The sequence below is a fragment of the Maritalea porphyrae genome (assembly GCF_030159895.1).
Classification (GTDB): domain Bacteria; phylum Pseudomonadota; class Alphaproteobacteria; order Rhizobiales; family Devosiaceae; genus Maritalea; species Maritalea porphyrae.
This window is the reverse complement of the sequence record NZ_BSNI01000002.1, coordinates 2580912-2605603: the sequence shown is the minus strand read 5'-3', so window position 1 is coordinate 2605603 and position 24692 is coordinate 2580912. Positions and strand designations below refer to the sequence as shown.

Sequence of the window (24692 nt, the reverse complement as noted above, 5' to 3'; positions counted from 1 at the left end):
TGCATGATGCCTGTGGTCTTGGGGGAGAAGTGACCAGACAAGCTACATGTTCGAAAACTTTTGCACCATGAAGTCGATGAAAACGCGTGTTTTGAGCGCTAGCCGCCGACGATGTGGGTAAAGGATATAGAGCGGCGTAGACTCTTGCGCGATGCCCGGCAGTAACACCTTCAGTTTGCCCGCCTTGATCGAGTCTTCCATGATAAATGTCGGAATATACGCTAGTCCGACGCCGGCCTCAGCGAGCCGAAGGATTGCTTCGCCATTGTTGGATCGTGCGCGCTCGAGCTCAGGATTTACCCGTGATGATTGCCAAGACGGCGCCGCGGTGCGCAGGCTATAGGCGACAGTTGGCCAAGACTTTAAGTCTTCAACTGTTTTTGGCATGCCGCCCATCTTTTCGATGAGCTCCGGTGATGCTGCGACCTGATGTTGTGTTTCAGCGAACTTGCGCACAATGAGTGAATCTGAGCCGGTCGCGCCAATGCGAATGGCCAGGTCCATTCCCTGTTCGACGATGTCGACAAAGCGATCAGTCATTTGAATATCGACTTGAACTTTGGGATATTTGTCGATGAATTCAGGCAGCACAGGGGTAATGTGCTGTGTGCCAAAAGTCATGGGTGAGCTGATGCGCAAATGCCCCTGCGGTTCCAAGCCTTTTTCGGCAAAGCGGCTTTCAATCTCGGCGTTTTGCTCCAACATTGCGCGGCAATGCTCGAGATACTCGGTCCCAGCTTCTGTTAGTGAAACTTTACGTGTCGTTCGATTGAGGAGGCGGACGTCTAAACGTTCTTCCAGCAAGCTGAGTGTTCGTGACACAATTGCTTTCGAGCACCCTAGCTTATCTGCGGCGGCTGTAATGCCGCTGTTTTCAGCAACTGCGACGAAAGTTTGCATTGCATTGAGCATGTCCATTTTCTTACCCCTTCAAACAATTCTCCGCATCTAACAGTATTATCAACAAAATTATGAACGATCGTCAATTAGGTAGTTTGACCGATTCTCTTCGCGCTGAAGATTTTCTTAAATAATTATAATTGGTTGCGCGAAAAGCGTTCGTTTGTCGTTAAACTGAAGACGGTCTGTAACACTTTAAGTAAGTAGAATCCAATAGTTTATTTAACTGTCTGGTCAATTAATTTTAGTTATCTATTTCTTTAGTATACTACAAAAATGGCGCGCTGGATCACCAACGCGCCATTATTCGCAAATAAATTTGCGCTGCAGCCTAATTCAAGAAGCTGTCGGCTGCCACATATTCGTAGCCAAGGTCGTTTGCAACTGGCTCACATGTGATTTTGCCTTCACAAACGTTCAGGCCGTTTTTCAGGTGTGCGTCGTCTTTTAACGCCTGTTTCCAGCCTTTGTTGGCGATCTTTACGGCATGATGCAGTGTTGCATTGTTCAATGCGTATGTTGAGGTGCGTGCGACGGCGCCTGGCATGTTTGCCACGCAATAGTGCACGACTTCGTCAACGACGTATGTTGGGTCCGCATGAGTGGTTGCTTTTGATGTTTCAAAACATCCACCTTGGTCGATCGCAACATCAACCAGAACTGCGCCTGGTTGCATGGTTTTCAACATGTCGCGTGTGACCAGTTTCGGCGCTGCTGCACCAGGAACCAATACGGCACCCACGACCAGATCAGCTTCCGCGACCAAATCCGCAAGTGCTGCCTTTGTGGAGTACACAACCTTGGCGCTGGCTTCGAAGTGGTTTGAAAGTTTTTCAAGCGTAGCTGGATTACGATCAAGGATCGTCACATCAGCGTGCATACCTACCGCCATCTGCGCCGCGTTGAAACCAACAACACCACCGCCAACGACGACAACTTTGGCTGGTGCAACACCTGGCACGCCGCCCATAAGTACGCCACGGCCACCATGTGCTTTTTCAAGCGCGGTTGCGCCGGCTTGTACGGACATGCGTCCTGCGACTTGGCTCATTGGCTTGAGCAAGGGCAATCCGCCTTGGTCATCAGTCACTGTTTCGTATGCGATGCAAACAGCGCCACTATCTACCAAGTCTTTTGTTTGTTCTGGATCGGGAGCAAGGTGAAGATAAGTGTATAGGATCTGACCAGGCTTGAGCATGGCACGTTCAACAGCTTGTGGCTCTTTCACCTTTACGATCATCTCAGCCGTCTCGAAGACTTCTGAGGCAGTTGCCAGAATTTTGGCGCCCGCTGTTTCGTAAATGTCATCTGCAGCGCCAATACCAGCGCCCGCTTGTGTTTCAACAAACAGCTCATGACCATTTGCAACAAGTTCAGCCACGCTCTCTGGCGTTAGGCCGACACGATATTCGTGGTTTTTAATTTCTTTTGGAACACCAATACGCATTTTTGGACCTCCTCACGCGTTATTTGATCAAATTCTAGCGCAATCGCTGCTGGAGAAATTTGCAAATATCATGTACGTTGGTTCGATAATGGGATTAAATCCGACAAATTCGCAGAATTAAGGGATAAAAGTGCTTGATCAGTTGGATAAGCGAATCTTGCGAGCGTTGCAAAAGGATTGCCGCACGCCGATGCAGGAGCTCGGTGATCAGGTGGGATTGTCATCCTCTGCTTGCCATCGACGGGTTAAACTGTTGGAGGAACGTGGGTTGATCTCTGGATATCACGCGCATCTTAATCCTGATCGTTTGGGTTTCGGTATGGCGTTTTATGTGGAGATAAGTTTGACCGATCAGAGCGAGGCAACATTGAAAGAATTTGAGGGAGCCGTACGTGATGCACCCGAAATTTTGGAGTGCGCACTGGTTGCGGGTTCTGCGGATTATCTACTTCGGTTGGTTTGCGCAGATGCTGAAGATTTTGAACGCGTGCACCGGACTAGGCTTTCGAGATTGCCCCATGTAACGAAAATCCAATCAAACCTTGCCATTAGAATTGTGAAACCGCTTAGCGGATTGCCCGTATAGGCAAAATCTGGTGCTTGCGTTGCGGCGCACAGCTAGGTACATGAAGGGCTAAATTTTTATCACGCCTTTCCGACATTTGAAGGATCCCAAATGGCCCGTCAATTCATCTACCACATGCACGGCATGTCCAAGACCTATTCTGGTGGCAAGAAGGTATTGGATAATATTCACCTTAGCTTCTACCCCGACGCAAAAATTGGCGTATTGGGTCCAAACGGCGCTGGTAAGTCGACGCTGTTAAAAATCATGGCAGGTCTGGATACTGATTTCCAAGGCGAAGCGTGGGTGGCCGAAGGCGCAAAGGTTGGCTATCTACCACAGGAACCTCAGCTGGACCCAAGTCTTGACGTCAAAGGCAATGTGATGCTTGGCGTTAAAGAGAAGCAGGCCATCATAGATCGCTATAACGAACTAATGATGAACTACTCGGATGAAACCGCAGAAGAGGGTGCTGCGCTTCAAGATCAAATTGACGCGGAGAACCTTTGGGATCTCGACAGCAAAGTCGAAATGGCGATGGAAGCCCTTCGGTGCCCACCGGGCGATGCTTCAGTTGAAAACCTATCAGGTGGTGAAGCACGTCGCGTTGCTTTGTGTCAGCTACTATTGGCAGCTCCTGACTTGTTGTTGCTCGACGAACCGACCAACCATTTGGACGCCGAAACAACATCATGGCTGGAGAAGCACTTGCGTGAATATGCAGGCTCTGTGCTGATCATTACTCACGATCGTTATTTCTTGGACAACGTTACGGGCTGGATTTTGGAATTGGACCGTGGACGCGGCATTCCATATGAAGGCAACTACTCTGCCTACCTTGAGCAAAAAGCTAAACGATTTGCTCAAGAGGGTCGTGAAGATGCCGCGCGTGAGCGCGTGTTGAGACGTGAGCAAGAATGGATTGCAGCGTCGCCAAAAGCGCGTCAAACTAAATCAAAAGCACGTGTTAAAGCTTATGATGAGTTGGTGAAGATCAACGAAGCACGTACCCAATCAAATTCTGCCCAGATTATTATCCCGCCGGGTGAGCGTCTTGGAGATCAAGTAATTGATGTTGAAGGTCTGAATAAGGGCTTTGGCGATCGGTTGTTGATCGACGACTTGAATTTCAAGCTGCCTGCAGGTGGGATTGTTGGCATTATTGGTCCAAACGGTGCGGGTAAATCTACCTTGTTCAAAATGCTCACCGGGCAGGAACAACCTGATAGCGGCACGATAAAGATTGGCGACACTGTTAAGCTTGGCTACGTTGACCAAAGCCGTGACGCGCTTGATGCCAACAAAACCGTTTGGGAAGAAATCTCAGAAGGCAATGACATCATTACGTTGGGCAAGCGCGAAATGAACAGTCGCGCCTATACATCTGCGTTTAACTTTAAAGGCGGCGATCAACAGCAAAAAGTTGGCTCGCTTTCCGGCGGTCAGCGCAACCGCGTGCACCTCGCAAAAATGTTAAAGTCTGGTGCAAACGTGTTGCTACTCGATGAGCCGACAAACGATTTGGATACGGAAACACTTTCTGCACTTGAGGAAGCGCTCGAAGAGTTTGCGGGCTGCGCCGTGGTGATCTCTCACGATCGGATGTTCCTTGATCGACTTGCTACACACATGCTCGCCTTTGAAGGCGACAGCCATGTTGAGTGGTTTGAAGGTAACTTTGCGGAATACGAAGCGGACAAAATCCGACGTCTTGGGCCCGATGCGGTTAACCCAAAACGTGTGACCTACAAACCACTCACTCGATAAGCGTTTTTTTGTGGCACAAGGCAACTAGACGAAAATTACTTCGTCCAAATGTTTGCCAATTTCTGAAGGTGGAATGTGAGTTAGGTCTTTACTGATCTCATGCTCCACCTTTTTTGCGACTGCGTCGGGCATCGCTTTTCGCAAATCTCCCATTAGAGAGGGGGAGGCGACAATCACCAAACGCTGATATTCGTCGTTTTTTTCGTCTTTCTGCAATTGTGCGCATATGCTCGCAGCAAAATCAGCTTGTGCCTTTTCTGTTGGCTCTGTTCTTGGGGCCATGGCGCTGCGTCCATCACCCTGAGAAGCAAACGTTCGACCTGGGGCGTCACTTTGAATATCTTGCGCGCGCAAGTGTTCCCTCTCAAGCACTTTAGATTCGATTTCTGCGAGGGCCTTGCCTGTACCTTTGTGATCGAAGAAACGCGCTTTTGTGCCGCTTGCAACGAGTATGCGCCTATTTTGAGGTTTCATGAGCTGTCTCCTTTCAGAAGTGCAGGCTAACATGGTGTTCTGTCCAACGACTTGATGTGCGTCAGCTTGCCTGTACGGCGGTTGGCATCTAGCTTTTGAGCGTTGTGCCCTGATTATTTGAATGCAATTAGCGGCGACTCGCGTATCTTGGTTTGGAATTAGCGAGGGAGCGCAAAATGGCGGCTTTTGACATTCCAGTAGACGGTGGTTCACTGCACGGTATCGAGCAAGGTAATGGTTTGCCTGTGGTGTTTCTTCATGCAGGGGTGTGCGATCACCGTATGTGGTTGAGCCAATTTGAAGCATTGGATGAAAACATTCACGCCATCGCCTACGATCGCCGTGGCTTCGGCAAAACACAATCTGAGAATGTCGAATTTAGCGAGCTGGATGACCTAAGTATCGTTCTTGATCACTTTGGTATTCGTGCCGCCGTGCTTGTTGGCTGCTCTATGGGCGGCGCGCTTGCGATTGATTATGCGCTCGCCTATCCCGATCGTGTTGCTGGGATGGTTCTTGTGGGTAGTGCGCTAACTGGTGCGCCAGACTTTGAACTCCCTGAAGAAATGTCGCCAGTTTTGCAAGCAGCCGATGTTGCACGCGAAATGGGAGACCCAGATATGCTCAATTCCGTTCAGGCGCATCATTGGCTGGATGGGCCCCTTCAACAAAGTGGTCGCGTCGGTGGGGAAATACGCCAGCTGTTCTATGATATGAACATGATCGCGCTTAGGGCGCCTGAGCTGGAAAAGGAGATTGTTCCTCCACCGGCCCACGATAAGCTTTCATCTGTTACTCAGCCTGCCTTATTGATTTGTGGAAGTTTTGACTCGCCAGATATTCTTGAGATTCATCAGGTTTTAGAAGACGAATTGCCAAATGCTGTTTCCATCATGATTGAAGGCACAGCGCATTTGCCAAACTTTGAACGGCCAGATTTGTTCAACCCGTTTCTGTCGCAGTTTCTTGGCTCATACTAGAAATCAATCGATTTTGGTGATGCCATACATGACCAGCTTTTGTTGGTCGCGAATGCCAATTGCTGTTATGGTCATGGTCCAACCAATTTGACGAGTTCGACATGAGTGAAGATGATAACGCACGCGAAGCAAGGCTTGGCGGAATAAGTGCTATTTCAGCCTATATTTTGTGGGGTGTTTTTCCACTCTATTTCAAACTCGTTGGCGATATAAATGTCTATACCATCATTGCGCACCGCGTTGTTTGGTCTGCCTTGTTTGTTGCACTGTTTTTGTTGGTACTCGGGCGCTGGAACGAAATTGTACCGGTTTTCAAATCCAAAAAGTCGATGGGATGGCTTGTGCTTTCGACGCTAACAATCACTGTCAATTGGACATTGTTTGTTTGGGCGATCGACAACAACATGGTTCTCGCGGTTAGTTTTGGCTACTTCATTAATCCTTTGGTGAACGTCTTACTTGGGATGGTCTTGCTGGGCGAGCGTCAGAACAAACTTCAGGCGACAGCAATTGGCATTGCATTGGTGGCTGTTGCAATCCAAGCGTTTGGTTTGGGCGGGTTGCCATGGGTTTCGTTGGCCCTGGCATTTAGCTTCGCTTTCTACGGCTATTTCAGGAAAACGGTTGGTGTTGGCGCGGCACCTGGATTGTTGATTGAAACGACCTTATTGGTGCCATTCGCACTGGCCTTTTTGGTGTGGGCAGGGCCACTCAACCCGTTGCTCGCGTCTGATGCGAGTATCAACTATTGGTTATTGCTGATGCTGTGCGGGCCAATTACAGCGGTGCCTTTGATCTTATTCTCAATTGGCGCACGCCGCTTAAGGCTCACAACCATCGGCATATTTCAATATATCGCGCCATCAATTCAATTCGTTTTAGCTGTCTGGATGCTTGGCGAGCCGCTAAGTCAAACTAGACTAATTAGCTTTGTTTTGATTTGGGTTTCGTTGGCGGTTTTCACATATGATTCCCTGTCTTCGAACGCAAAAAACAGAAAAGCTGCGAAAGCACGAAAAGAGAAAATGGCATGAGCAATTCAATTGGTGCGCAGAAATTAGTCGGTGAATTGACACAACTTTTCTTGGCGGACGGAAACGACTTCGTTTCACGCCCAGTCGACAGCATTGAGTTAGACTTTGAAGGCATAATCGGCGACTACCATTACGGAGCGACGCGTAAATCGGGTGGACGAGAGCCGTGGTATAAGCGAGGCACTCAAATGCGCAACGAGCGTCATGTTTCGATTTTGTCCGAAGAAGAACTCGCGGGAATTGCAGACGCGCTCGACATTTCTGGACTAGATGCAGGTCGGATTGGGGCCAACTTTGTTACCAAAGGCATACCCCATCTTTCGCGGATCCCACCGCGAACTCAGTTCTTTTTTCCGTCGGGGGCAGTGGTGCGCATTGATGGGTACAATGCACCTTGCAAGATTTCAGGCAAAAGCCTGCAAGACGTGCATGATGGTCGTGACGACATTGAGTTTGGATTTGTTCAAGCCGCCAAGGAGACGCGTGGTCTTGTTGGTTGGGTAGAGCGCCCCGGTAAGATAAATGTTGGAGATGAGATTAAGGTTAGGATTTGGCCACAGGAATTGTATGTGGTTGATGGGCACTAGCATCTTCAATCAACAATCCTTTGCCAACCTGTTTGGCAATGTCGCTCACTCGTTCGAATAAATCATGCAAAGGCGATGAGCGCCGCCACACCATATATACTGTGCGTCCCGCGCCGGGGCTTTCAAGGCTTATGGTTCTGACACGCCCTGAGACGGTCTCCCGCCGTAAGCTGATCGCTGGAAGTAGCGTCATACCCATATTGTTGGCAACCAATTCAACAATTGTAGAAAGCGACGTCGCAGCAAAAGTTTTTTGTTTCAACTCGCTTCCAATGTGGCACGCATCCATTGTTTGATCGCGTAAGCAATGCCCTTCTGACAGAAGCAATAGTTTCTCTCGTTCAATTTTCGACAAATCCACCGGGCCCCAGATTTCATCATGTGCGCCGACCGCAAGAACAAATGGGTCAGCGAAAAGGGGCGTCGAAACAAGGCGTTCGTCGTTGGTATCGGTCGCCAAAATGCCGACATCGCATTTTCCGCTTCGAATTGAATCCACAAGCTCGTCCGTAGTGCGCTCGCCCACAGCAAATGAAACCGAGCTTAGTTGCTTGTTGAGCTCTGGTAGGAGGTTGGGCAAAAGATAAGGGGCAATAGTTGGAATCAATGCCATCGAGATTTGGACGTTGGTTTGTCGGTCTTTTTGCGCAAACTGTTCTTCGACGTCAGCCGTAGCTTGTACAATTTTGTCAATCTCGGCGAGAAAAGCTCTGCCGCGGGGCGTGGGGATCACGCTTTTTCCCATGCGCTCAAAAATCGACCAACCCAAATGCTCTTCGAGTAATGTCATTTGCTGGGAAAGTGCGGGCTGAGTTACGAACGATGCTTCCGCCGCTTTGCCAAAATGTTGGTGATGTTTGAGCGCGAGCGCGTAACGCATTTGTTTCAATGTGATAGCCATGATTAGTTTTTCTAATGGAAAATGAAAGTTTAATCAATTGGACTGTTTGGGATTGTGTGGGTACCCTTTCCTCAAAAATAAGGAAGGGACCACATCATGACCAAACCACCAAGAATGACGACAAGCGCTGGGGCGCCGATTTCAGACAATCAAAACTCGCAGACTGCCGGGGAGCGTGGACCGGTATTAATGCAGGACTATCAGTTGATTGAAAAGCTGGCGCATCAAAACCGAGAGCGTATTCCTGAGCGTGTGGTGCACGCAAAGGGCTGGGGTGCATATGGCACGCTCACGGTTACTGAAGATATTTCAAAATACACCCGTGCGGCCGCTCTTCAAAAGGGTAAGCAGACAGAAATGCTTGCGCGTTTTTCAACCGTGGCTGGCGAGCTGGGTGCTGCCGACGCGGAACGTGACGTGCGTGGTTTTGCGCTCAAATTCTACACCGAGGAAGGCAATTGGGATCTAGTTGGCAACAATACTCCGGTCTTCTTTGTTCGGGACCCGTTGAAGTTCCCAGACTTTATTCACACACAGAAGCGTCATCCAAAAACAAATCTTCGGTCTCCGACGGCGATGTGGGATTTTTGGTCTTTATCACCTGAGAGCCTTCATCAGGTTACGATATTGATGTCAGACCGTGGTTTGCCCACAGCACCAATGTTTATGAATGGCTACGGTTCACACACATATTCGATGTGGAACAGAGATGGTGAGCGCGTTTGGGTTAAGTTCCACTTCAAAACTATGCAGGGTCACAAGCATTTCACGAATGACGAGGCCGTGCAGGTGATCGGTGAAAGTCGAGAAACTTATCAAGAAGAGCTTTTTGGCACTATTGATAGGGGTGAATACCCAAAATGGCGCGTTTGCATTCAGGTGATGACGGAAGAGCAGGCTAAACAAACGCCCTACAATCCATTCGATCTGACGAAGGTATGGCCTCACGGCGACTTCCCATTGATTGACGTTGGGGTTATGGAGCTAAACCGGAACGCTGAGAACTATTTCGGTGAAATTGAGCAAGCCGCATTCTCACCTTCTAATGTGGTTCCCGGTATTGGTTATTCGCCAGACAAAATGCTGCAAGCACGTGTGTTCTCCTATGCGGACGCTCACCGTTATCGCTTGGGGACACATTATGAGGCTCTGCCGGTAAATCAGCCGAAATGTCCAGTTCATCACTATCACAAGGACGGGCAAATGAACTTCATGGGTGCGAAAACCGGAAATGTTGACGCCTATTATGAGCCGAATAGTTTTGGCGGTGCGCAGGAAGACCCGAATGTGGCTGAGCCGCCTTTGCCGGTAGAAGGTACGGCAGATCGACACAATCACCGCAACGGTAACGATGACTTTTCACAGCCTCGGGCATTGTTTGAGTTGTTCGATGAAGGAGAGAGACAACGCCTGTTTAGCAACATCGCGGCCGCAATGCAGGGCGTGCCGGCAGATATCGCTGAGCGTCAATTGGCACTGTTTGATCAAGTACACCCTGAATATGGGGCAGGGGTGCGTGCAGCGCTATAGGTGTTGTTCGATTTGTTGAAAATGGCTCTTGGGGCATTAGTGCTCCAAGGGCTTTTTTTGTGGCTACCTCTTGGTTAGCAAATCGTTGAGATTGTCGGTCGCCATTGAGGCAGTTTTGATTTAATTCGACTCTAAAAGTTTCAACTGGCTCGCACACTTGTTCGGCATACTCGGCGGTTAATAGCTCGGACTGTGGAGGTGAAGCTGTGGATAGTGTTACTGGTAAAGGGTCGGCGTTCTCGAGTTTCAATGCCTTGAATAACGATCCCGATAGCGCGGAATGCGCCGAACTTATGCGCAACATGGCGAAACTGTTCCGCCATGTGGTAGATCGCTGTGATGACGAACAAATCGCAAAGTATGACGAAGTGCTATGTCAACTCGCTGAGTTGGTGGAAGCAGAAGCGCGAGCGGATGTGGCTGAGCTTTTGGCGCCACTAAGCCGAGCGCCTGGTCATGTGGTGATTAAGCTTGCAAATGATGAGATTGAAGTGGCGGCTCCTTTATTGGAGTTTTCTTCTGTTTTGTCAGATGATGATTTGATTGAGATTGTGCAAGAACAATCAAACGACCATCGTTTTGCGATTGCGGGTCGAAGCCCGGTCACTGACCGCGTAGGTTCTGAACTCGTGAAGCGCGCTGACAGCCGCACAGTACTACGTCTGGTGAGCAACAAAGATGCGGTAATTGGACAGAATACCGGTACGGGTCTTTTGGCTCGCGCTGCTGGCGATAAGAATATTGCTGCTAGCCTCGGCAACCGTAAAGATGTGGATTGGCAACAAATTCATGCGCGGTTGTCCGAAGCGGGCAAGCGTGCCCTCAAGAGCCTTGCGGCTGCAAATGTGCCAGTTGATGAAGAAAAACTCGCGGATGCAAAAGCTGTTGTGTTGAACCGCGCGAAAAACGAGGCTGGCTTTAGCGCCACCGAATGGAAAGTCGCTTGGGGGCAAGTCAAAGCGCTTGCAGATCGTCGACAGTTTAATCTGTCATCAATCGAGCGGTTCTGTCGGTTTGGATACGGCCACCATGTGGCAAGTTCGCTTGCAATCTTGTTACGCATTAAGCCGGAAGTCTTGGTGAAGTGGCTGGCCACTCAGGATACCGGGGCGATGATCGTTGCTATTCGGGCGATGAACTTCAAGCCAGAATTGTTTCAACGGGTGTTTTCATCTTTGCCTTGGCGGGACAAGGTCGACGCCGAGGAAGCAGGCGTTGCAGTTAAGAAGTACGACAGTCTGTCGCAAAAAGATGCGCACGACATATTCGAACTATGGCGTTCCCATTCGTTCGCAAAAAAGGGCAATCCTGAGCGACAACAAACGGTCAACGTCGCTTAGGAAAACAATCAGGGCTAGGTCTTGCCGAGATCTAGCCGTTTTCACCCAGCCAATCTGAAACTCGTCCAAGCGCATCTTTGTTCAAGGAACAGATGCGCCATTGGCGATCTATGCGTCTTTCAATCAATCCAGCGGCTTCTAGAACCCGCAAATGTCGAGAGATTGCTGGAGCTGTAATCGCGTAAGGCTCACTAAGCGTGCCTACCGATAGCTCTCCGTGTGATGAAAGTTGCTCGACAATCGAAATCCTTACAGGATCAGAAAGTGCATTAAGGATGGCGCAAAGCTCAAGCTTGTTTGCCTCCCTTTCCTCCACCGTGGCGTGACCTTTTTTTGTCATCTTTTTTACGACTCTTGTTTAGTTCTTGATTTAATTGCGGTTTTGGAAAACCAGGTCGTCTGTTCGAACGGTGTAAGTGCTTTAACCTATTTCGTTGCTAAATTCTGTATTTTGGATATAAAGATAGCTTTATATCCTCCATTGTGTGATTTGAGGCTAGCGTGGCTGAATTAAGAGAGTTTGTAGACATATTGCGCGCCGCGGGTGAAATCACCCGGCTACGGCTGCTTTCGCTGCTGTCAGCAGGAGAACTTTCGGTAAAAGATCTTACCGAAATTCTTGACCAAAGTCAGCCCCGCGTGTCCCGACACTTACGTCTTTTGACCGAATCAGGGTTGGTCACTCGCCACGCAGAAGGCGCATGGGCTTTCTTTCGTCTGTCCGATGAATCAAGTGCTGCAACATTGGTGCAGCATCTGTTGGAACAATTGGACGAAAGCGATCCGGTTATGCAGGCTGACGTTGCACGATTAGAGGCTGTGCAACGTGATCATCAGATGCGTGCAGCCTCTTATTTCTCTAAAGTTGCTAAAGATTGGGATCGCGTGCGGTCTTTGCATGCGCCCGAGTCTGCGGTGGAGCAGGCCATTGTTGATATGATGGCGGGCATCGATGTTGATCTGTTTATCGATCTTGGCACTGGTACAGGCCGAATGCTTGAATTGTTAGATGGGCATTTCAAAAAAGGTGTTGGGATTGATTCTAGCCGAGAAATGATCTCGGTTGCGCGTTCAAAGTTTGAGCGCAGTGGCCAGAAGCATGTTTTCGTTCGGCTGGGGGATATTGGTCAGTTGGACGAATATCAATCGAGTGCCGATGTAACCATGTTGCACCAAGTGTTGCACCATTTTGTAGATCCGGGACAGGCACTTCAGAGCGCTCGACAAACTTTGAAACCTGGCGGTCGGATCGTCGTGGTCGACTTTATGCCGCACAAGCTAGAGTTTTTGCGAGAAGAACAAGCTCACAAGCGCCTTGGCCTTTCTCATGAACAAATGGACGCGTGGGCCAACGCGGCGGGACTGAAAGTCTCGAATGCTAAAGAAATTCCTCACAACAAGCCAAGTGGCGGTCTGACCGTTTGCATTTGGCACTTAACAGACCAATCCTGAAACGGACCGGAACAGAACCATGAGTGATACACCTATATCGAGCCAACCAGAGCGCTTGTCGCGTCAATCAGACTATGAGCTAGAAAAGCTACAATTGTCTTTTGAATTCTTCCCTCCGAAAAACGATAAAATGGAAGAACGCTTCTGGGTGGCCATGGACAAATTGGCGCCGATGAGTCCGCGCTTTGTTTCAGTTACCTACGGTGCCGGCGGCACAACGCGCGACAGAACAACCAAGATTGTGTCGCGTATTGAAAAAGATACTGGTGTGAATGCAGCAGCGCATTTGACATGCGTTGGTGCTTCGAAAGAAGAAGTTGGCGATGTTATTCGCGGCTATCAAGAGGCTGAAATATCACGCATTGTTGCCCTTCGCGGTGATCCACCGGAAGGTGTCGGGATGCCATTTCAACCCCATCCGCAAGGTTACAAAAATGCCGCGGAGTTGGTTGCAGGCATTCAGGAAATCGGCGATTTTGACATATCAGTAGCGTGCTACCCAGAAATGCATCCGCAAAGTCCTGATTGGCATGGCGACATCGAGAACCTGAAACGCAAAATCGACGCAGGTGCAAGTCGCGCCATTACGCAAATGTTCTTTGATAATAGCGATTACTTGCGGTTCGTCGATCGTGCGCGCAATGCGGGCATACATGCGCCGATTGTTGCAGGCATCCAGCCAATTCACAACTTTACCCAAGTTGCGAATTTTGCGAAACGTTGTGGCACATCAATTCCGGCGTGGTTGGCGGATCGCTTTGAAGGACTTGAAGATGATCCTGAAACCCATGCTCTGGTTGCTGCAGCGGTTGCAGCGGAACAGGTGACTGAACTAGTAGATCGCGGTGTCACGGAATTCCATTTCTACACAATGAACCGCTCGTCTTTGGTATTTGCTTTGGCGCGATTGCTTGGTCGGCGGCCCGCATAAAGTGACGCGGTTTTCACTTTCACCCTAGAAAGCGCACACTTTTGTTCTATATCTTAAGCCAATCCAGCCCGAATTGCTGGATTGGTGAGGGCGGTGCACATGTCGGTTTGGCAAATCATTTCGGAAAAAATAGGCTCATTTTCGCAAGGAACGGGCATCGCGGGTTCGCTTGCGCAACTTTTTGATCCGGAAAATTGGTTGCTTGGCGGCAAAGACGCAGCGTTTACGCTGTCACTGGTGGCGCTATCTGCAAAAATGGCTGCTGCCGATGGTGTTGTGACTGCCGATGAAATTCGGGCCTTTCGTCAGAATGTTCAAATTCCGGTTGGGGCTGAAGAACAAGTCGAGCGGATTTTTGATTTAGCGCAGCAGGATGTTGCTGGCTTTGAATCCTACGCCAAACGAATTGAGCGGCTGTTCCATGAAGATCGTGACGCGCTTGAGCACGTGTTAGATGGTTTGTTTCATATCGCTGAGGCCGATGGACTCGTACATGAGGACGAACTTGAGTACTTGCAGGTTGTAGGTGAGATATTTGGTCTCACAGATGAAGAGTTTGCCCGCTTGGCGGCGCGTCATGTGGTGATGGCAGACACAGATCCTTATTTTGTTCTGGGCGTTGATAGAAATGTTTCTGAAAAAGAGCTCAAGATTGCCTATCGCAAGCTGGTCAGCGAACATCATCCGGATCGCTTGATAGCCAAAGGCGTGCCAAGTGATTTGGTGCAGGTGACCTCGAAAAAAATGGCTGCCATCAATTCAGCATATGATGCGATTTTGGATGGTCGCAAACAGCATCAAGATAACTCACTCGCTTGACCTTTTACGCGCCACCGCATATGCCACATCTGCCAGTTGGTCGGGCAGCCGCTGCAGCGCAAGCTGGAGAGGAAAGTCCGGACTCCACGGAATGACGGTGCCGAGTAACGCTCGGCGGGGGCGACCCTAGGGAAAGTGCCACAGAAAGCAAACCGCCGCGCTTTGGCGTGGTAAGGGTGAAAGGGTGCGGTAAGAGCGCACCGCAAGGCCAGCAATGGCGTTGGCAAGGTAAACCCCACCGGGAGCAAAACCAAATAGGGATAACGTGGTCGCAAGACCGGCCATTTTCCAGGCTAGTTATCCGGGTAGGTTGCACGAGGCGTTTGGCAACAGACGCCCTAGATGAATGGTTGCCGCGTATAGCTCTGCTATGCCCTACAAAATCCGGCTTATAGACCAACTGGCTTTTTTCCTTACCGACTTCAAAAGCAACACAAAATTAAGCCTCATCATAGAAAATGCGGCTTGGAATTGTTCTGCGTTAAAGATCAGTTTCTTTGAGTAGCACCGCCTGAGTATTGGGCGCATAGGGAGTACAGCTAGTTGTGTTTTGGCACGCTGCGTAGAATTGTTTGACGCAAGAATCCCCCCACATTTCAGTGCTTTTGGACGAAGTCGTTCAAGCTGTGTCGCCCCTTGATGGGCGTCACGTGGTCGACGGCACGTTTGGTGCGGGTGGTTATACGCGGGCATTTTTGCGCGCAGGAGCGAAGGTCACTGGCATAGATCGAGATCCGAATGTGCAAGCCTTTGTCGAAGAAATCTCGAAAGAGTTTGGTGAAACCTTTAATTTCGTAAGGGGCCGCTTTTCCGATCTCGAAAAACTTGCTTCAAATAATGCGTTTGCGCCAATCGATGTTGTTGTACTCGATATTGGCGTCAGTTCAATGCAGCTAGATGAAGGCGAACGTGGCTTTTCATTTATGCGCGATGGACCGCTCGATATGCGCATGGAGCAAGCAGGTGAAAGCGCGGCCGATCTGGTGAATGAGCGTGAAGAACGTGAAATTTCCGACATTCTATTTGAACTAGGCGAAGAACGCCGTGCACGGCAAGTTGCCAGCGCTATTGTCGCTCGGCGCGCGGAAAAACCATTTGAGACAACTGCAGAATTGGCCGATTTGATTGAGGCAAAACTTGGTCGCAAGGCCGGGGCATCTCACCCTGCAACAAAGAGCTTTCAGGCGCTGCGCATTGCCGTAAATGCGGAATATGGGCAACTTGTGCGTGGTTTGTATGCTGCCGAAAAACTGTTGACCGAAGGTGGCGTTTTAGCAGTGGTTAGCTTTCATTCGGTTGAAGACCGGATCGTGAAACGTTTCTTTAAACCGCAAGTAAAAGGTTCGCGCCACGCGCCAATGCAACAAAAAGCTGCGTTGCCATGGGACGATGTCTCAAAACCAATTCGCGCAGGCAAAGAAGAATTGGAGCGCAATCCACGCGCTCGTTCTGCAACCTTGCGCTTTGCTACTCGAAATGCTGAACCTGCGCGCGAGTTGAGTATTGAAGGACTGGGTGTGCCTGGTTACGCAAGACGGGAGTTTGTTTCCTGATGCGCGCGTTCAATTTTTTCCTATTATGCACAAGCTTCTTAGCGCTGATCATGGTGTACGGACAAAAGTACCGAACCGAAGTTGTGCAATCCAATGTCATTGAATTGCAGCAAGAAATTGCTGGGCAAAAGCAGATACTTAGTGCGTTAGATGCCGAATGGGCCTTCCTAAATCAGCCTGCACGATTGCAAGCGATTGTAGAGCGACATGCTGAGGCATTGAATATCGCGCCGTTGGTTGTGGAACAATATGGTTCATTAGATGATGTGCCGATGCGGCCAAAAGAGCCAGATGTTGATGGTTTGGACGCGCTTTTGATGTCACTTGGCGCCGGTGTTGATCCAAGTAATTTAGATGGGTTGTCGGCAAATGAGTGATGTGATGCACGAAAACACGCCAAGCATTGCCATTGATGGCGCGCGTAAGTCGCGTGGACATATGACCAAAAGCCGTATTCGGCTAACGATCGCAATTGCTATGGTCGTTTTTGCGGTTGTTGCCATTCGCCTTGTGATGCTGGCGACCGTTCAAGTCGATGACGTGACGCTTGGGCAGGCGCGTCCGGCGCTGACGGCGACTCGTCCTGCGCTGCTGGATCGAAATGGCAGTCCATTGGCGATTGATATTCAAGTGCCATCATTGTTCGCAGAACCTCGTCGGATCATCGACGTTGATGAGGCGGTTGAAGCACTTTCTGCTGAATTTCCCACCATGGATCGCAAATGGCTTCGCGAGCGCCTGGATGGCGATGAGGGTTTTGTTTGGCTCAAACGCGAACTTACGCCACAGCAAAAAGAGCGCATATTACGCTTGGGCATTCCTGGCATCGATTTTGTTTCAGAATCTCGGCGCTTCTATCCAGGCGGAAATGTTGCTGCGCACATCCTTGGTGCGGTGAACGTCGACAATGTCGGAATTGCAGGGTTGGAGCGCCACTTGGATCAACGTGAGGTTGCATTGCTGCAAGATTTGGGGTTTGCCCGTGACAGGTCGCTACAACCTGTTGAATTATCTATTGATTTGCGTGTTCAGCACGCAATGCACCGCGAGCTTGAAGATGCGCTGACCCGGTACCAAGCAATTGCTGCTGCTGGTGTTATGATGAATGTGCAGACCGGCGAAATTGTTGCGTTGGTTTCGCTGCCTGATTTTGATCCAAACATGCCTGCAGGCGCGCTGGAAGAGGGGCGGATCAATCGTATTACGGCAGGCAAATTTGAACTTGGTTCGACTTTGAAGCCAATTACCGCCGCTGCTGCGCTCGATTCCGGTTTGGTGCAAATAACTGATGAGTTTGATGCAACGAAACCGGTGCAATTTGGCCGCTTTAGAATTGGCGATTTTCATGCCAAAAAACGTGTTCTTAGTTTGCCGGAAGTGATCAAATACTCATCAAACATCGGCACCATCAAAATGATGCAGGCGATGGGCAAAGAGCGTTTTCGTGCGTTTCTAACCAACGTTGGAATGGATGGCTCACCGGTCATCGAATTGCCTGAAAAGACACAAAGCCAAATCAAAGATAAGTTCTCTGAGGTCGGGGCCGCCACCGCCTCTTTTGGGCATGGGCTTTCAATTACGCCACTGCAACTTCTTACTGCATATGCAGCACTTGTAAATGGTGGTGATTTGATTGCGCCGACATTGCTGCCACGCGACAGAATTGCCGCGCTTGCGAACAGCAAAAAGGTTATAAATGAACGCACTAGCGATCAAATTCGCTATTTGCTGCGTCTTAATGCGATTGAGGGGTCTGGCCGCAAAGCTGCGCCGGATGGCTATCGTGTTGGTGGCAAAACCGGAACCGCCGAGAAGGTGGTAGATGGCAAGTATTCTGATGACAAACTACTAAATGTTTTTGCCTCGGCATTTCCGATGGATGCACCTCAATATGCGATGGTCATCTTGGTGGATGAGCCGAAAAAAGAAGATGAACGCAGTGGTCATACTGCTGCTTGGAACGCCGGTGCTGTGACGGGCCGGATCATTGAAAGGGTTGCACCAATGCTAGGAATTGTGCCTAATCTTGATCCAGAACTCGATGCACAACTGGTACCAGTTGAATTACGATAAGGGGCACAATATGGGCTTTTCCCTCAAAATGCTTTTGGAAGGCGCGAGCGACGCTCAAGAGATCCGCGACATGGACGTTGCAGGTATCACTTCGCATTCGCAAAAGGTATCGAGCGGGTTTGCATTTTTTGCTTTACCCGGTGCCAAGGCACACGGAAACGAATTTGTGCGGGATGTCATACGGCTAGGTGCTGCCGCGATCATTACAGATCGGGGATTGGACTTTGATGCGGGCGTGCCTGTGTATCTTGTGAATGATGTACGCGCGTGCTTTGCCCGCGCTGCACGTCGAGTATGTGAGCCGCAACCAGAAGTTGCAGTTGCGGTAACAGGCACCAATGGCAAAACATCTGTCGTTTCGTTTATTCGGCAAATCTGGGAGTTGAACAATGTGCGCGGTGCCAGCGTTGGCACGCTTGGTGTTACCGTTGATGGTCACACAACTGGTGGCGAATTGACGACACCGGGCGCCATGAGTTTGCATCAGACGTTGCAGCAACTCAAAAGCGCGAACATCGACCACGTTGCGATGGAAGCGTCTAGCCATGGTCTGGATCAACGCCGTTTGGATGGGATGGAGTTCAGTGTTGTCGGTTTTACAAACCTCTCACGTGATCACCTTGATTATCATGAAACGATGGAAGCCTATCACGACGCTAAACTTCGACTGTTCAAAGACTTGATGGCACCAGGCGGCACCTGCGTGATCAATATGGATGACGAAGAAGCGACGCCATTTATGTTTGCTGGTCTTGAGCGTGAGGCAACTGTGATCACTGTGGGTGAAAATGGTGCCTATTTCGAAGTCACAAATATTGAACCTGAAGGTTACGGACAGCGCGTGACAGGCCGTTTGGTTGGCGAAGATGCTGAGTTTTATTTGCCATTGGCTGGTAAATTTCAGGTCACCAATGCCTTGGTTGCTTTTGCAATGGCTGTTTCAACAGGCATTGATAAAGATGATGCCCTTGAAAGCCTTTCTAAACTTGAAGGTGCAAAGGGGCGCTTGGAATTGGTCGCTGAACATAATGGGGCTGCAATTTTCGTCGATTACGCGCATACACCGGATGCACTTGAGACCGCTTTGCAAGCACTTCGTCCATTTGCCAAAGAGAGACTGATATCTGTTTTCGGTTGCGGGGGCGATCGGGACAAAGGCAAACGCGGCCCAATGGGCGCTGCGGCGGGCAACAATTCAGACATTGCCATTTTGACTGATGACAATCCGCGGACTGAAGACCCTGCTGCAATTCGTGCAGACGTCTTGGCGGAAAACTCTAATCTTGTGCAAATTGCTGGTCGCGGCGAGGCGATTCAACACGGCATTTCGTTACTGGGACCTGGTGATGTTTTGCTAATCGCGGGGAAAGGCCATGAGGACTACCAGATTATTGGTGAAACGAAGCACCATTTCTCTGATCATGAAGTGGTGCTGAAGGCGGTTGGTACCTAACCCATGTCCTTATGGCAACTGAATGAGATTGTGGCGGCCACCAATGGGGTGGCCTCTTCTATGTGTGCTGATGAAATTGTTGGCATATCGATCGATACACGTGATATCGTGCCCAGCGAACTATTTGTTGCCATTAAAGGCGAACAATTTGACGGCCATGACTTTGTCGCCCAGGCAATTGAAAAAGGCGCAGGTGCCGCGCTGGTTGCAAAAGAATGGGCACAAACCGCGTCGACTGACTTGCCGCTAATTGTTGTTGATGACCCGCTTCGTGCTCTAGAACGTCTGGCTGTGGCAGCACGTGCCCGTACTGATGCCAAGATTGTTGCGATTACGGGCAGCGTGGGCAAAACATCTACAAAAGAAGCTGTGCGGATTGGGCTTGAGTGTGTCGGCCGCACCCACGCATCCATTCGATCCTTCAATAACCACTGGGGGGTGCCACTTATGCTTGCACGCATGCCCAAGGACACTGAATTTGGTGTGTTTGAAGTGGGGATGAACCATGCCAATGAAATCCGCCCGCTAGTGAAATTGATCAGGCCACACATTGCTGTGGTGACCAATGTTGGCGCTGTGCATCTCGAGCACTTTGATGACGTACTGGGTATTGCTGCCGCGAAAGCGGAGATATTCGAAGGGCTTGAGCCCAACGGCAAAGTGCTGCTTGGTGCAGATCATGACTGTTTGGACGCCTTAATAGATCGCGCTTCAGAACTCGAAATAACCAGCATTGCGACTTTTGGTTTTGATGCTGAAGCAGACATATCGCTGCACAATGTCGAGCGCGTAGCAACTGGAATGCGTGGTGATTTAAGAATCGGAGAGTTAACTCTTCAAATCCGCGTGCCTCAATTCGGTGCGCATGCGATGTCAAATGCCGCTGCTGCAATTTCCGTTGGCGATGCGCTGGGTCTGGATGTGCGTGTCTTGGCTGATGCGATGCTGGAATTCATTGCGCCGCCTGGTCGTGGGCAAATCATTAAACTGAATTTGGCGGAAGGTGACGCTATGCTTCTGGACGAGAGCTTCAATGCAAATCCAGTATCAATGCGAGCTGCACTTGGTATCGTTCAAGGCTTGAGCCGGGAGCACCGGAAAATTGGGGTTTTGGGTGACATGCTGGAACTGGGAGATAGTTCGCCTCAGCTGCACGAAGAACTCGAAGACGCGGTGTTGTCTGCAGGTTTCTCCAAAGTCATCTTGGTTGGGCCGCTTATGGACAATCTTGCGCAAAGACTCGAAGGTAAACTGGACACAATTCACCACGCAAGCGCGGAGCATGTTGCTGATTTGTTGACCGAAGAGCTTGCGCCAGGTGACCTTGTTATGGTCAAAGGATCAAAAGGCACCAAACTTAGCCCTGTTGTTGATCAGCTGCGTGGGCGCTATTCTTGAGTTTGAGCAAGACAAAAGGTTGAAACCTGCATGTTCTATTTTTTGCAGCAATTTGGCGATCAGTTTGCAGCGCTAAATGTATTTCGGTATCTAACGTTTAGAACCGGTGGCGCTACAATAACGGCGTTGTTTATCGTCTTTATCTTTGGACCTCAGGTGATTTCACATCTCAAAGTGCGCCAAGGGCACGGTCAGCCGATCCGCGAAGATGGACCTCAAAGTCATTTGATTACCAAAAAAGGGACGCCAACAATGGGCGGCCTGATGATTTTGGTAAGTGTGATTGTTTCAACGCTTTTGTGGGCCAACCTTTCAAACCCCTATGTATGGATAGTTTTGGGTGTAACCGTCGGATTTGGCGCGATTGGCTTTTATGATGACTATCTGAAAGTTAGCAAAGCCACCAATTCTGGTTTTGGCGGACGACAGCGATTGGTGCTTGAGTCTGTAATTGCGGCCATTGCTTGCTACGCAGTTTCTCAGCTTGGCGAAGCACCATTTGCGACTTCACTGGCCTTTCCGTTTATCAAAGACTTTGCTGTCGATCTTGGCATTTTCTTTGTCGTTTTTGGCGGGTTCATAATCGTAGCTGCGGGAAATTCGGTGAACCTTACCGATGGCCTTGATGGGCTTGCAATCGTGCCGGTGATGATTGCTGCAGGATCGTTTGGATTGATTGCTTATTTGGTTGGTAACGAGGTTTTCTCAAATTATCTGTTGATCAACTTTGTTCCCGGAACAGGTGAGCTGGCTGTGTTGTGTGGTGCGCTAATTGGGGCCGGGTTGGGCTTTTTGTGGTTCAACGCACCCCCCGCATCAATCTTCATGGGTGATACCGGGTCACTCGCGCTTGGTGGTATGTTGGGTGCAATTGCGGTCGCGACAAAACACGAAATCGTTCTGGCAATTATTGGTGGGCTGTTTGTGTTGGAAACGGTTTCTGTAATTGTGCAGGTGATTTCATTTAAGACGACAGGAAAGCGCATCTTTAAGATGGCGCCAATCCATCACCATTTCGAACATCTGGGTTGGACTGAGAGCCAGATCGTTATCCGCTTTTGGATTATCTCGTTCGTGTTGGCAATGATTGGTCTATCGTCGCTCAAACTGCGGTAGACAGTACTCAGATAAATTGTCAAATCGTTGCGAGTTGGTAACCAAATTTGGTGTAGTTTTATATACCAAGTTTGAGACCAATTGTGTTGTGCGGTTAACTACATGTTTTTACGCGAGTTTTCGAGAGAACGTAAAACCCCATTAGCGGAATGGTGGTGGACGGTAGATCGTCCATTGCTCGCCGCGTTGTTTGGTTTGTTGGCGGCTGGTGTCATGATGTCGTTTGCCGCAAGTCCCGCTGTTGCTGTTCGGATTGGTCTGAGCGAGTGGCATTTTACCATCCGTCACATCATCTTTTTGGTCCCAACAATTGGTGTTTTGATCGCAGGCTCGTTTCTTTCTTCAAAACAAGCACGGCGGCTGGCATTCGTCGTTCTCATTGTCATGTCGGCGCTGATGGTGTTGACCCTGTTTATTGGTACTGAGATTAAAGGCTCACAACGATGGATTTCGTTGATGGGTTTTTCTTTGCAGCCTTCTGAGTTTGTAAAACCGGCATTTGCGATCATTGCCGCGTGGCTCATTTCTGAGCAGATGCGCGCACCAGAATTGCCAGGGCATTTGCTGACAATTGCAATTTTGATTGGCATTGCTGGGGTGCTTTTGTTGCAGCCCGATATTGGGCAAACCGCTCTCGTTGTTTTGACCTGGGCGGGGCTGTTGTTCATTTCCGGCATATCGTGGTGGGTAATTTTGGTGCTTGGCGGCATATCGCTTGCTGGAATAACGGCTGCCTATTTCATGTTCCCGCACGTTACCCGGCGCTTTGACGCTTTTTTGAACCCTGAGACGGGCGACAACTACCAGGTGGAGAAAGCGCTGCAGTCACTACTTGAAGGTGGTTGGTTTGGTCTAGGTCCGGGTGAGGGTATGGCAAAGCGTGCACTGCCTGATGCGCATGCCGACTTTGTGTTTTCTGCCGCGGCTGGTGAATTCGGTATACTGTTTTGCCTTGGTTTGGTCGCTTTGATCGCATTTGTTGTAGCGCGCTGCATGTATTTGGCGCAGTTGCAGCAGAATCTGTTTTCACGTTTGGCGATCAGCGCAATTGCCGTTCAGTTTGGTATGCAGGCCTGTATTAATTTACTCGTTAATCTCAACCTTATTCCACCAAAAGGGATGACCCTGCCGTTTGTATCTTCGGGCGGCACGTCGATGATCGCGATTGCTTTTGGCATGGGCATTCTGCTTGGCCTAACTCGCCGCAAACCTGAACACACAATTCAATCTGGGTTGCCCACTTTCCGTATGGCAGCTGGTCAAGAGGTTGCATGAGTAAGTTTATCGTATCTGCTGGCGGTTCAGGTGGCCATTTGTTCCCAGCCCAAGCTCTTGCGCAAGAATTCATTAAGCGCGGGCATTCTGTCCAACTGATGACAGATGGCCGCGCGAATGATTTTGCGGCAGATTTTCCAGCGGAAAAAGTGCATGTGATACCATCGGCGACACCTAATTTTCGACGCCCGATTAAGGCGCTCGAAGCAGGGATTTCGATTTTGCAGGGCATTGCAAAATCACGTCGAATTTTAAAGAAAGAAGACCCTGACGCGGTCATCGGATTTGGTGGCTATCCAACATTTCCACCATTGATTGCGGCAACGCTGCGTGGCATTCCAACAATACTGCATGAACAAAATGCTGTGCTCGGTAGAGCAAATCGAGCCACCGCACGTTTCGCGGATATTATCGCGTTGAGCTTTGATTGCACCAAATATGCCGATAAGTTCGAGGACAAATGTACCGTGACAGGCAATCCTGTGCGCGAAGTCGTCCACGAGATGGCGGAGGTGCCATACCCTGCGATTGATCCTGATGGCCCGATCAACGTCTTGGTGACTGGTGGATCGCACGGTGCGCGCGTGTTTTCTGACATGCTGCCGGGCGCGATGATGAACATTCCAGACGAGTTGCGCCAGCGCATTCGATTGGTGCAGCAATGTCGCGAGGAAGACTTGAAACGTGTGACTGCTGTCTACGCGGAAACACGTTTGAACGTCGAGTTGGCACCATTCTTCAAGGATTTGCCAAGACGAATTTCAAGATCGCATTTGGTGATCTGCCGATCTGGCGCAAGTACAATTTTTGAATTGGCGCGCATAGGGCGACCGGGTGTTTATGTTCCACTGCCGGGATCGTTGGATCAGGATCAATTGCACAATGCAAAGAATATGGTTGATGTGGGAGGCGGTGTTATTCTAGAGCAAGGCACGCTTTCACCTCATTTGCTGGCTAAAGAGCTTACCATCATTCTGAGTGATCCAGAAAAATTGAAAAACATGGCGGCCAACGCCAAAAAGCTAAGCTTGCACGATGCCGTGCAAAAGCTTGCATCGGTTGCCGAACAAGCAGCCAATGAAGAAGAATAGGAGAGC

At 49.7% G+C, this 24692-nt stretch carries 23 protein-coding genes and 1 other RNA gene; 19 read left to right on the top strand and 5 right to left on the bottom strand.

The features are described from left to right. Positions 1-42 precede the first annotated feature (42 nt). Positions 43-918 carry a LysR family transcriptional regulator gene (locus QQL65_RS16225; RefSeq protein WP_284366159.1) on the bottom strand — a complete coding sequence of 292 codons (876 nt, stop codon included), beginning with the start codon at positions 916-918 and terminating at the stop codon, positions 43-45. A gap of 313 nt (positions 919-1231) precedes the next feature. Next, positions 1232-2347, bottom strand: a complete 1116-nt coding sequence (ald, locus tag QQL65_RS16220; protein WP_284366157.1) for an alanine dehydrogenase — start codon at positions 2345-2347, stop codon at positions 1232-1234. Positions 2348-2477: 130 nt separating this feature from the next. On the opposite strand from ald, the gene QQL65_RS16215 reads away from it, so the two are divergent. Both QQL65_RS16215 and ettA read left to right on the top strand, forming a co-directional pair. Further along, positions 2478-2933, top strand: coding sequence for an Lrp/AsnC family transcriptional regulator (locus QQL65_RS16215; RefSeq protein ID WP_348529151.1), 456 nt, complete (start codon positions 2478-2480; stop codon positions 2931-2933). 90 nt (positions 2934-3023) lie between these two features. Continuing rightward, a complete protein-coding gene (gene ettA, locus QQL65_RS16210; protein ID WP_284366155.1) occupies positions 3024-4679 on the top strand; it encodes an energy-dependent translational throttle protein EttA in 1656 nt (551 codons plus the stop codon). Between the two features lie 24 nt (positions 4680-4703). On the opposite strand, the gene QQL65_RS16205 is transcribed toward ettA, so the two are convergent. Then, on the bottom strand, positions 4704-5153 hold the full coding sequence (locus QQL65_RS16205) for a host attachment protein (RefSeq protein WP_284366153.1): 450 nt from the start codon (positions 5151-5153) through the stop codon (positions 4704-4706). A gap of 176 nt (positions 5154-5329) precedes the next feature. Between QQL65_RS16205 and QQL65_RS16200 the strand changes: the two genes are divergently transcribed. The 3 genes from QQL65_RS16200 (at position 5330) to QQL65_RS16190 (ending at position 7754) form a co-directional block, all read left to right on the top strand. Then, positions 5330-6133 carry an alpha/beta fold hydrolase gene (locus tag QQL65_RS16200; protein ID WP_284366151.1) on the top strand — a complete coding sequence of 268 codons (804 nt, stop codon included), beginning with the start codon at positions 5330-5332 and terminating at the stop codon, positions 6131-6133. A 101-nt stretch (positions 6134-6234) separates the two neighbouring features. Next, a complete protein-coding gene (gene rarD, locus QQL65_RS16195; protein ID WP_284366149.1) occupies positions 6235-7167 on the top strand; it encodes an EamA family transporter RarD in 933 nt (310 codons plus the stop codon). After that, positions 7164-7754, top strand: coding sequence for an MOSC domain-containing protein (locus QQL65_RS16190; protein WP_284366148.1), 591 nt, complete (start codon positions 7164-7166; stop codon positions 7752-7754). Before rarD ends, QQL65_RS16190 begins: the two co-directional genes overlap by 4 nt. Here the strand turns inward: QQL65_RS16190 and QQL65_RS16185 are convergent. After that, positions 7711-8655: a hydrogen peroxide-inducible genes activator gene (locus tag QQL65_RS16185; protein ID WP_284366146.1), complete on the bottom strand. Its 945-nt coding sequence runs from the start codon at positions 8653-8655 to the stop codon at positions 7711-7713. The genes QQL65_RS16190 and QQL65_RS16185 overlap by 44 nt on opposite strands. Before the next feature lie 96 nt (positions 8656-8751). Between QQL65_RS16185 and QQL65_RS16180 the strand changes: the two genes are divergently transcribed. Together QQL65_RS16180 and QQL65_RS16175 are read left to right on the top strand one after the other, a co-directional pair. Beyond that, positions 8752-10185, top strand: a complete 1434-nt coding sequence (locus tag QQL65_RS16180; protein WP_284366144.1) for a catalase — start codon at positions 8752-8754, stop codon at positions 10183-10185. A 206-nt stretch (positions 10186-10391) separates the two neighbouring features. Then, positions 10392-11525, top strand: a complete 1134-nt coding sequence (locus QQL65_RS16175; RefSeq protein ID WP_284366142.1) for a DUF2336 domain-containing protein — start codon at positions 10392-10394, stop codon at positions 11523-11525. Between the two features lie 31 nt (positions 11526-11556). Here the strand turns inward: QQL65_RS16175 and QQL65_RS16170 are convergent, their stop codons facing one another. Further along, positions 11557-11865 (bottom strand): ArsR/SmtB family transcription factor, encoded by a 309-nt coding sequence (locus QQL65_RS16170; RefSeq protein WP_284366140.1) that lies wholly within the window; start codon positions 11863-11865, stop codon positions 11557-11559. A gap of 161 nt (positions 11866-12026) precedes the next feature. Between QQL65_RS16170 and QQL65_RS16165 the strand changes: the two genes are divergently transcribed. From QQL65_RS16165 to murG, 12 genes are all read left to right on the top strand, one after another. Beyond that, positions 12027-12977, top strand: a complete 951-nt coding sequence (locus QQL65_RS16165; RefSeq protein WP_284366138.1) for a metalloregulator ArsR/SmtB family transcription factor — start codon at positions 12027-12029, stop codon at positions 12975-12977. 19 nt (positions 12978-12996) lie between these two features. Then, the gene (gene metF, locus QQL65_RS16160) at positions 12997-13908 is read left to right on the top strand and encodes a methylenetetrahydrofolate reductase [NAD(P)H] (protein ID WP_284366136.1); all 912 of its coding nucleotides are present in this window, start codon (positions 12997-12999) and stop codon (positions 13906-13908) included. A gap of 99 nt (positions 13909-14007) precedes the next feature. Further along, a complete protein-coding gene (locus QQL65_RS16155) occupies positions 14008-14727 on the top strand; it encodes a molecular chaperone DjiA (RefSeq protein ID WP_284366134.1) in 720 nt (239 codons plus the stop codon). Between the two features lie 32 nt (positions 14728-14759). Further along, positions 14760-15135: RNase P RNA component class A (gene rnpB / locus QQL65_RS16150), an RNA gene on the top strand. A gap of 164 nt (positions 15136-15299) precedes the next feature. Beyond that, complete coding sequence (gene rsmH / locus QQL65_RS16145; RefSeq protein ID WP_284366132.1) at positions 15300-16280, top strand: 16S rRNA (cytosine(1402)-N(4))-methyltransferase RsmH; 981 nt, start codon at positions 15300-15302, stop codon at positions 16278-16280. Then, positions 16280-16657: a cell division protein FtsL gene (ftsL, locus tag QQL65_RS16140; RefSeq protein ID WP_284366131.1), complete on the top strand. Its 378-nt coding sequence runs from the start codon at positions 16280-16282 to the stop codon at positions 16655-16657. The genes rsmH and ftsL overlap by 1 nt, the downstream gene beginning before the upstream one ends. Then, positions 16650-18353, top strand: a complete 1704-nt coding sequence (locus tag QQL65_RS16135) for a peptidoglycan D,D-transpeptidase FtsI family protein (RefSeq protein ID WP_284366130.1) — start codon at positions 16650-16652, stop codon at positions 18351-18353. The genes ftsL and QQL65_RS16135 overlap by 8 nt, the downstream gene beginning before the upstream one ends. Then, entirely contained in the window at positions 18322-19806 is a 1485-nt protein-coding gene (locus QQL65_RS16130; RefSeq protein WP_284366129.1) for a UDP-N-acetylmuramoyl-L-alanyl-D-glutamate--2,6-diaminopimelate ligase, read from the top strand. Before QQL65_RS16135 ends, QQL65_RS16130 begins: the two co-directional genes overlap by 32 nt. Before the next feature lie 3 nt (positions 19807-19809). Further along, entirely contained in the window at positions 19810-21204 is a 1395-nt protein-coding gene (locus QQL65_RS16125; protein WP_284366128.1) for a UDP-N-acetylmuramoyl-tripeptide--D-alanyl-D-alanine ligase, read from the top strand. A 30-nt stretch (positions 21205-21234) separates the two neighbouring features. Next, positions 21235-22320 carry a phospho-N-acetylmuramoyl-pentapeptide-transferase gene (gene mraY / locus QQL65_RS16120; protein WP_284366126.1) on the top strand — a complete coding sequence of 362 codons (1086 nt, stop codon included), beginning with the start codon at positions 21235-21237 and terminating at the stop codon, positions 22318-22320. Between the two features lie 102 nt (positions 22321-22422). Continuing rightward, entirely contained in the window at positions 22423-23595 is a 1173-nt protein-coding gene (locus QQL65_RS16115; protein WP_284366124.1) for an FtsW/RodA/SpoVE family cell cycle protein, read from the top strand. Then, entirely contained in the window at positions 23592-24686 is a 1095-nt protein-coding gene (murG, locus tag QQL65_RS16110) for an undecaprenyldiphospho-muramoylpentapeptide beta-N-acetylglucosaminyltransferase (RefSeq protein ID WP_284366122.1), read from the top strand. The genes QQL65_RS16115 and murG overlap by 4 nt, the downstream gene beginning before the upstream one ends. The last annotated feature ends 6 nt before the right edge of the window (positions 24687-24692 follow it).

Coding starts and splice junctions, on each gene's coding strand:
- ftsL (WP_284366131.1), top strand. CDS start 16,280: ATGCGCGCGTTCAATTTTTTCCTATTATGCACAAGCTTCTTAGCGCTG.
- mraY (WP_284366126.1), top strand. CDS start 21,235: ATGTTCTATTTTTTGCAGCAATTTGGCGATCAGTTTGCAGCGCTAAAT.
- QQL65_RS16135 (WP_284366130.1), top strand. CDS start 16,650: ATGAGTGATGTGATGCACGAAAACACGCCAAGCATTGCCATTGATGGC.
- metF (WP_284366136.1), top strand. CDS start 12,997: ATGAGTGATACACCTATATCGAGCCAACCAGAGCGCTTGTCGCGTCAA.
- QQL65_RS16115 (WP_284366124.1), top strand. CDS start 22,423: ATGTTTTTACGCGAGTTTTCGAGAGAACGTAAAACCCCATTAGCGGAA.
- QQL65_RS16170 (WP_284366140.1), bottom strand. CDS start 11,865: ATGACAAAAAAAGGTCACGCCACGGTGGAGGAAAGGGAGGCAAACAAG.
- murG (WP_284366122.1), top strand. CDS start 23,592: ATGAGTAAGTTTATCGTATCTGCTGGCGGTTCAGGTGGCCATTTGTTC.
- rarD (WP_284366149.1), top strand. CDS start 6,235: ATGAGTGAAGATGATAACGCACGCGAAGCAAGGCTTGGCGGAATAAGT.
- QQL65_RS16155 (WP_284366134.1), top strand. CDS start 14,008: ATGTCGGTTTGGCAAATCATTTCGGAAAAAATAGGCTCATTTTCGCAA.
- QQL65_RS16225 (WP_284366159.1), bottom strand. CDS start 918: ATGGACATGCTCAATGCAATGCAAACTTTCGTCGCAGTTGCTGAAAAC.
- QQL65_RS16125 (WP_284366128.1), top strand. CDS start 19,810: ATGTCCTTATGGCAACTGAATGAGATTGTGGCGGCCACCAATGGGGTG.
- QQL65_RS16180 (WP_284366144.1), top strand. CDS start 8,752: ATGACCAAACCACCAAGAATGACGACAAGCGCTGGGGCGCCGATTTCA.
- QQL65_RS16205 (WP_284366153.1), bottom strand. CDS start 5,153: ATGAAACCTCAAAATAGGCGCATACTCGTTGCAAGCGGCACAAAAGCG.
- QQL65_RS16190 (WP_284366148.1), top strand. CDS start 7,164: ATGAGCAATTCAATTGGTGCGCAGAAATTAGTCGGTGAATTGACACAA.
- QQL65_RS16130 (WP_284366129.1), top strand. CDS start 18,322: ATGCACAACTGGTACCAGTTGAATTACGATAAGGGGCACAATATGGGC.
- ettA (WP_284366155.1), top strand. CDS start 3,024: ATGGCCCGTCAATTCATCTACCACATGCACGGCATGTCCAAGACCTAT.
- ald (WP_284366157.1), bottom strand. CDS start 2,347: ATGCGTATTGGTGTTCCAAAAGAAATTAAAAACCACGAATATCGTGTC.
- QQL65_RS16185 (WP_284366146.1), bottom strand. CDS start 8,655: ATGGCTATCACATTGAAACAAATGCGTTACGCGCTCGCGCTCAAACAT.
- QQL65_RS16200 (WP_284366151.1), top strand. CDS start 5,330: ATGGCGGCTTTTGACATTCCAGTAGACGGTGGTTCACTGCACGGTATC.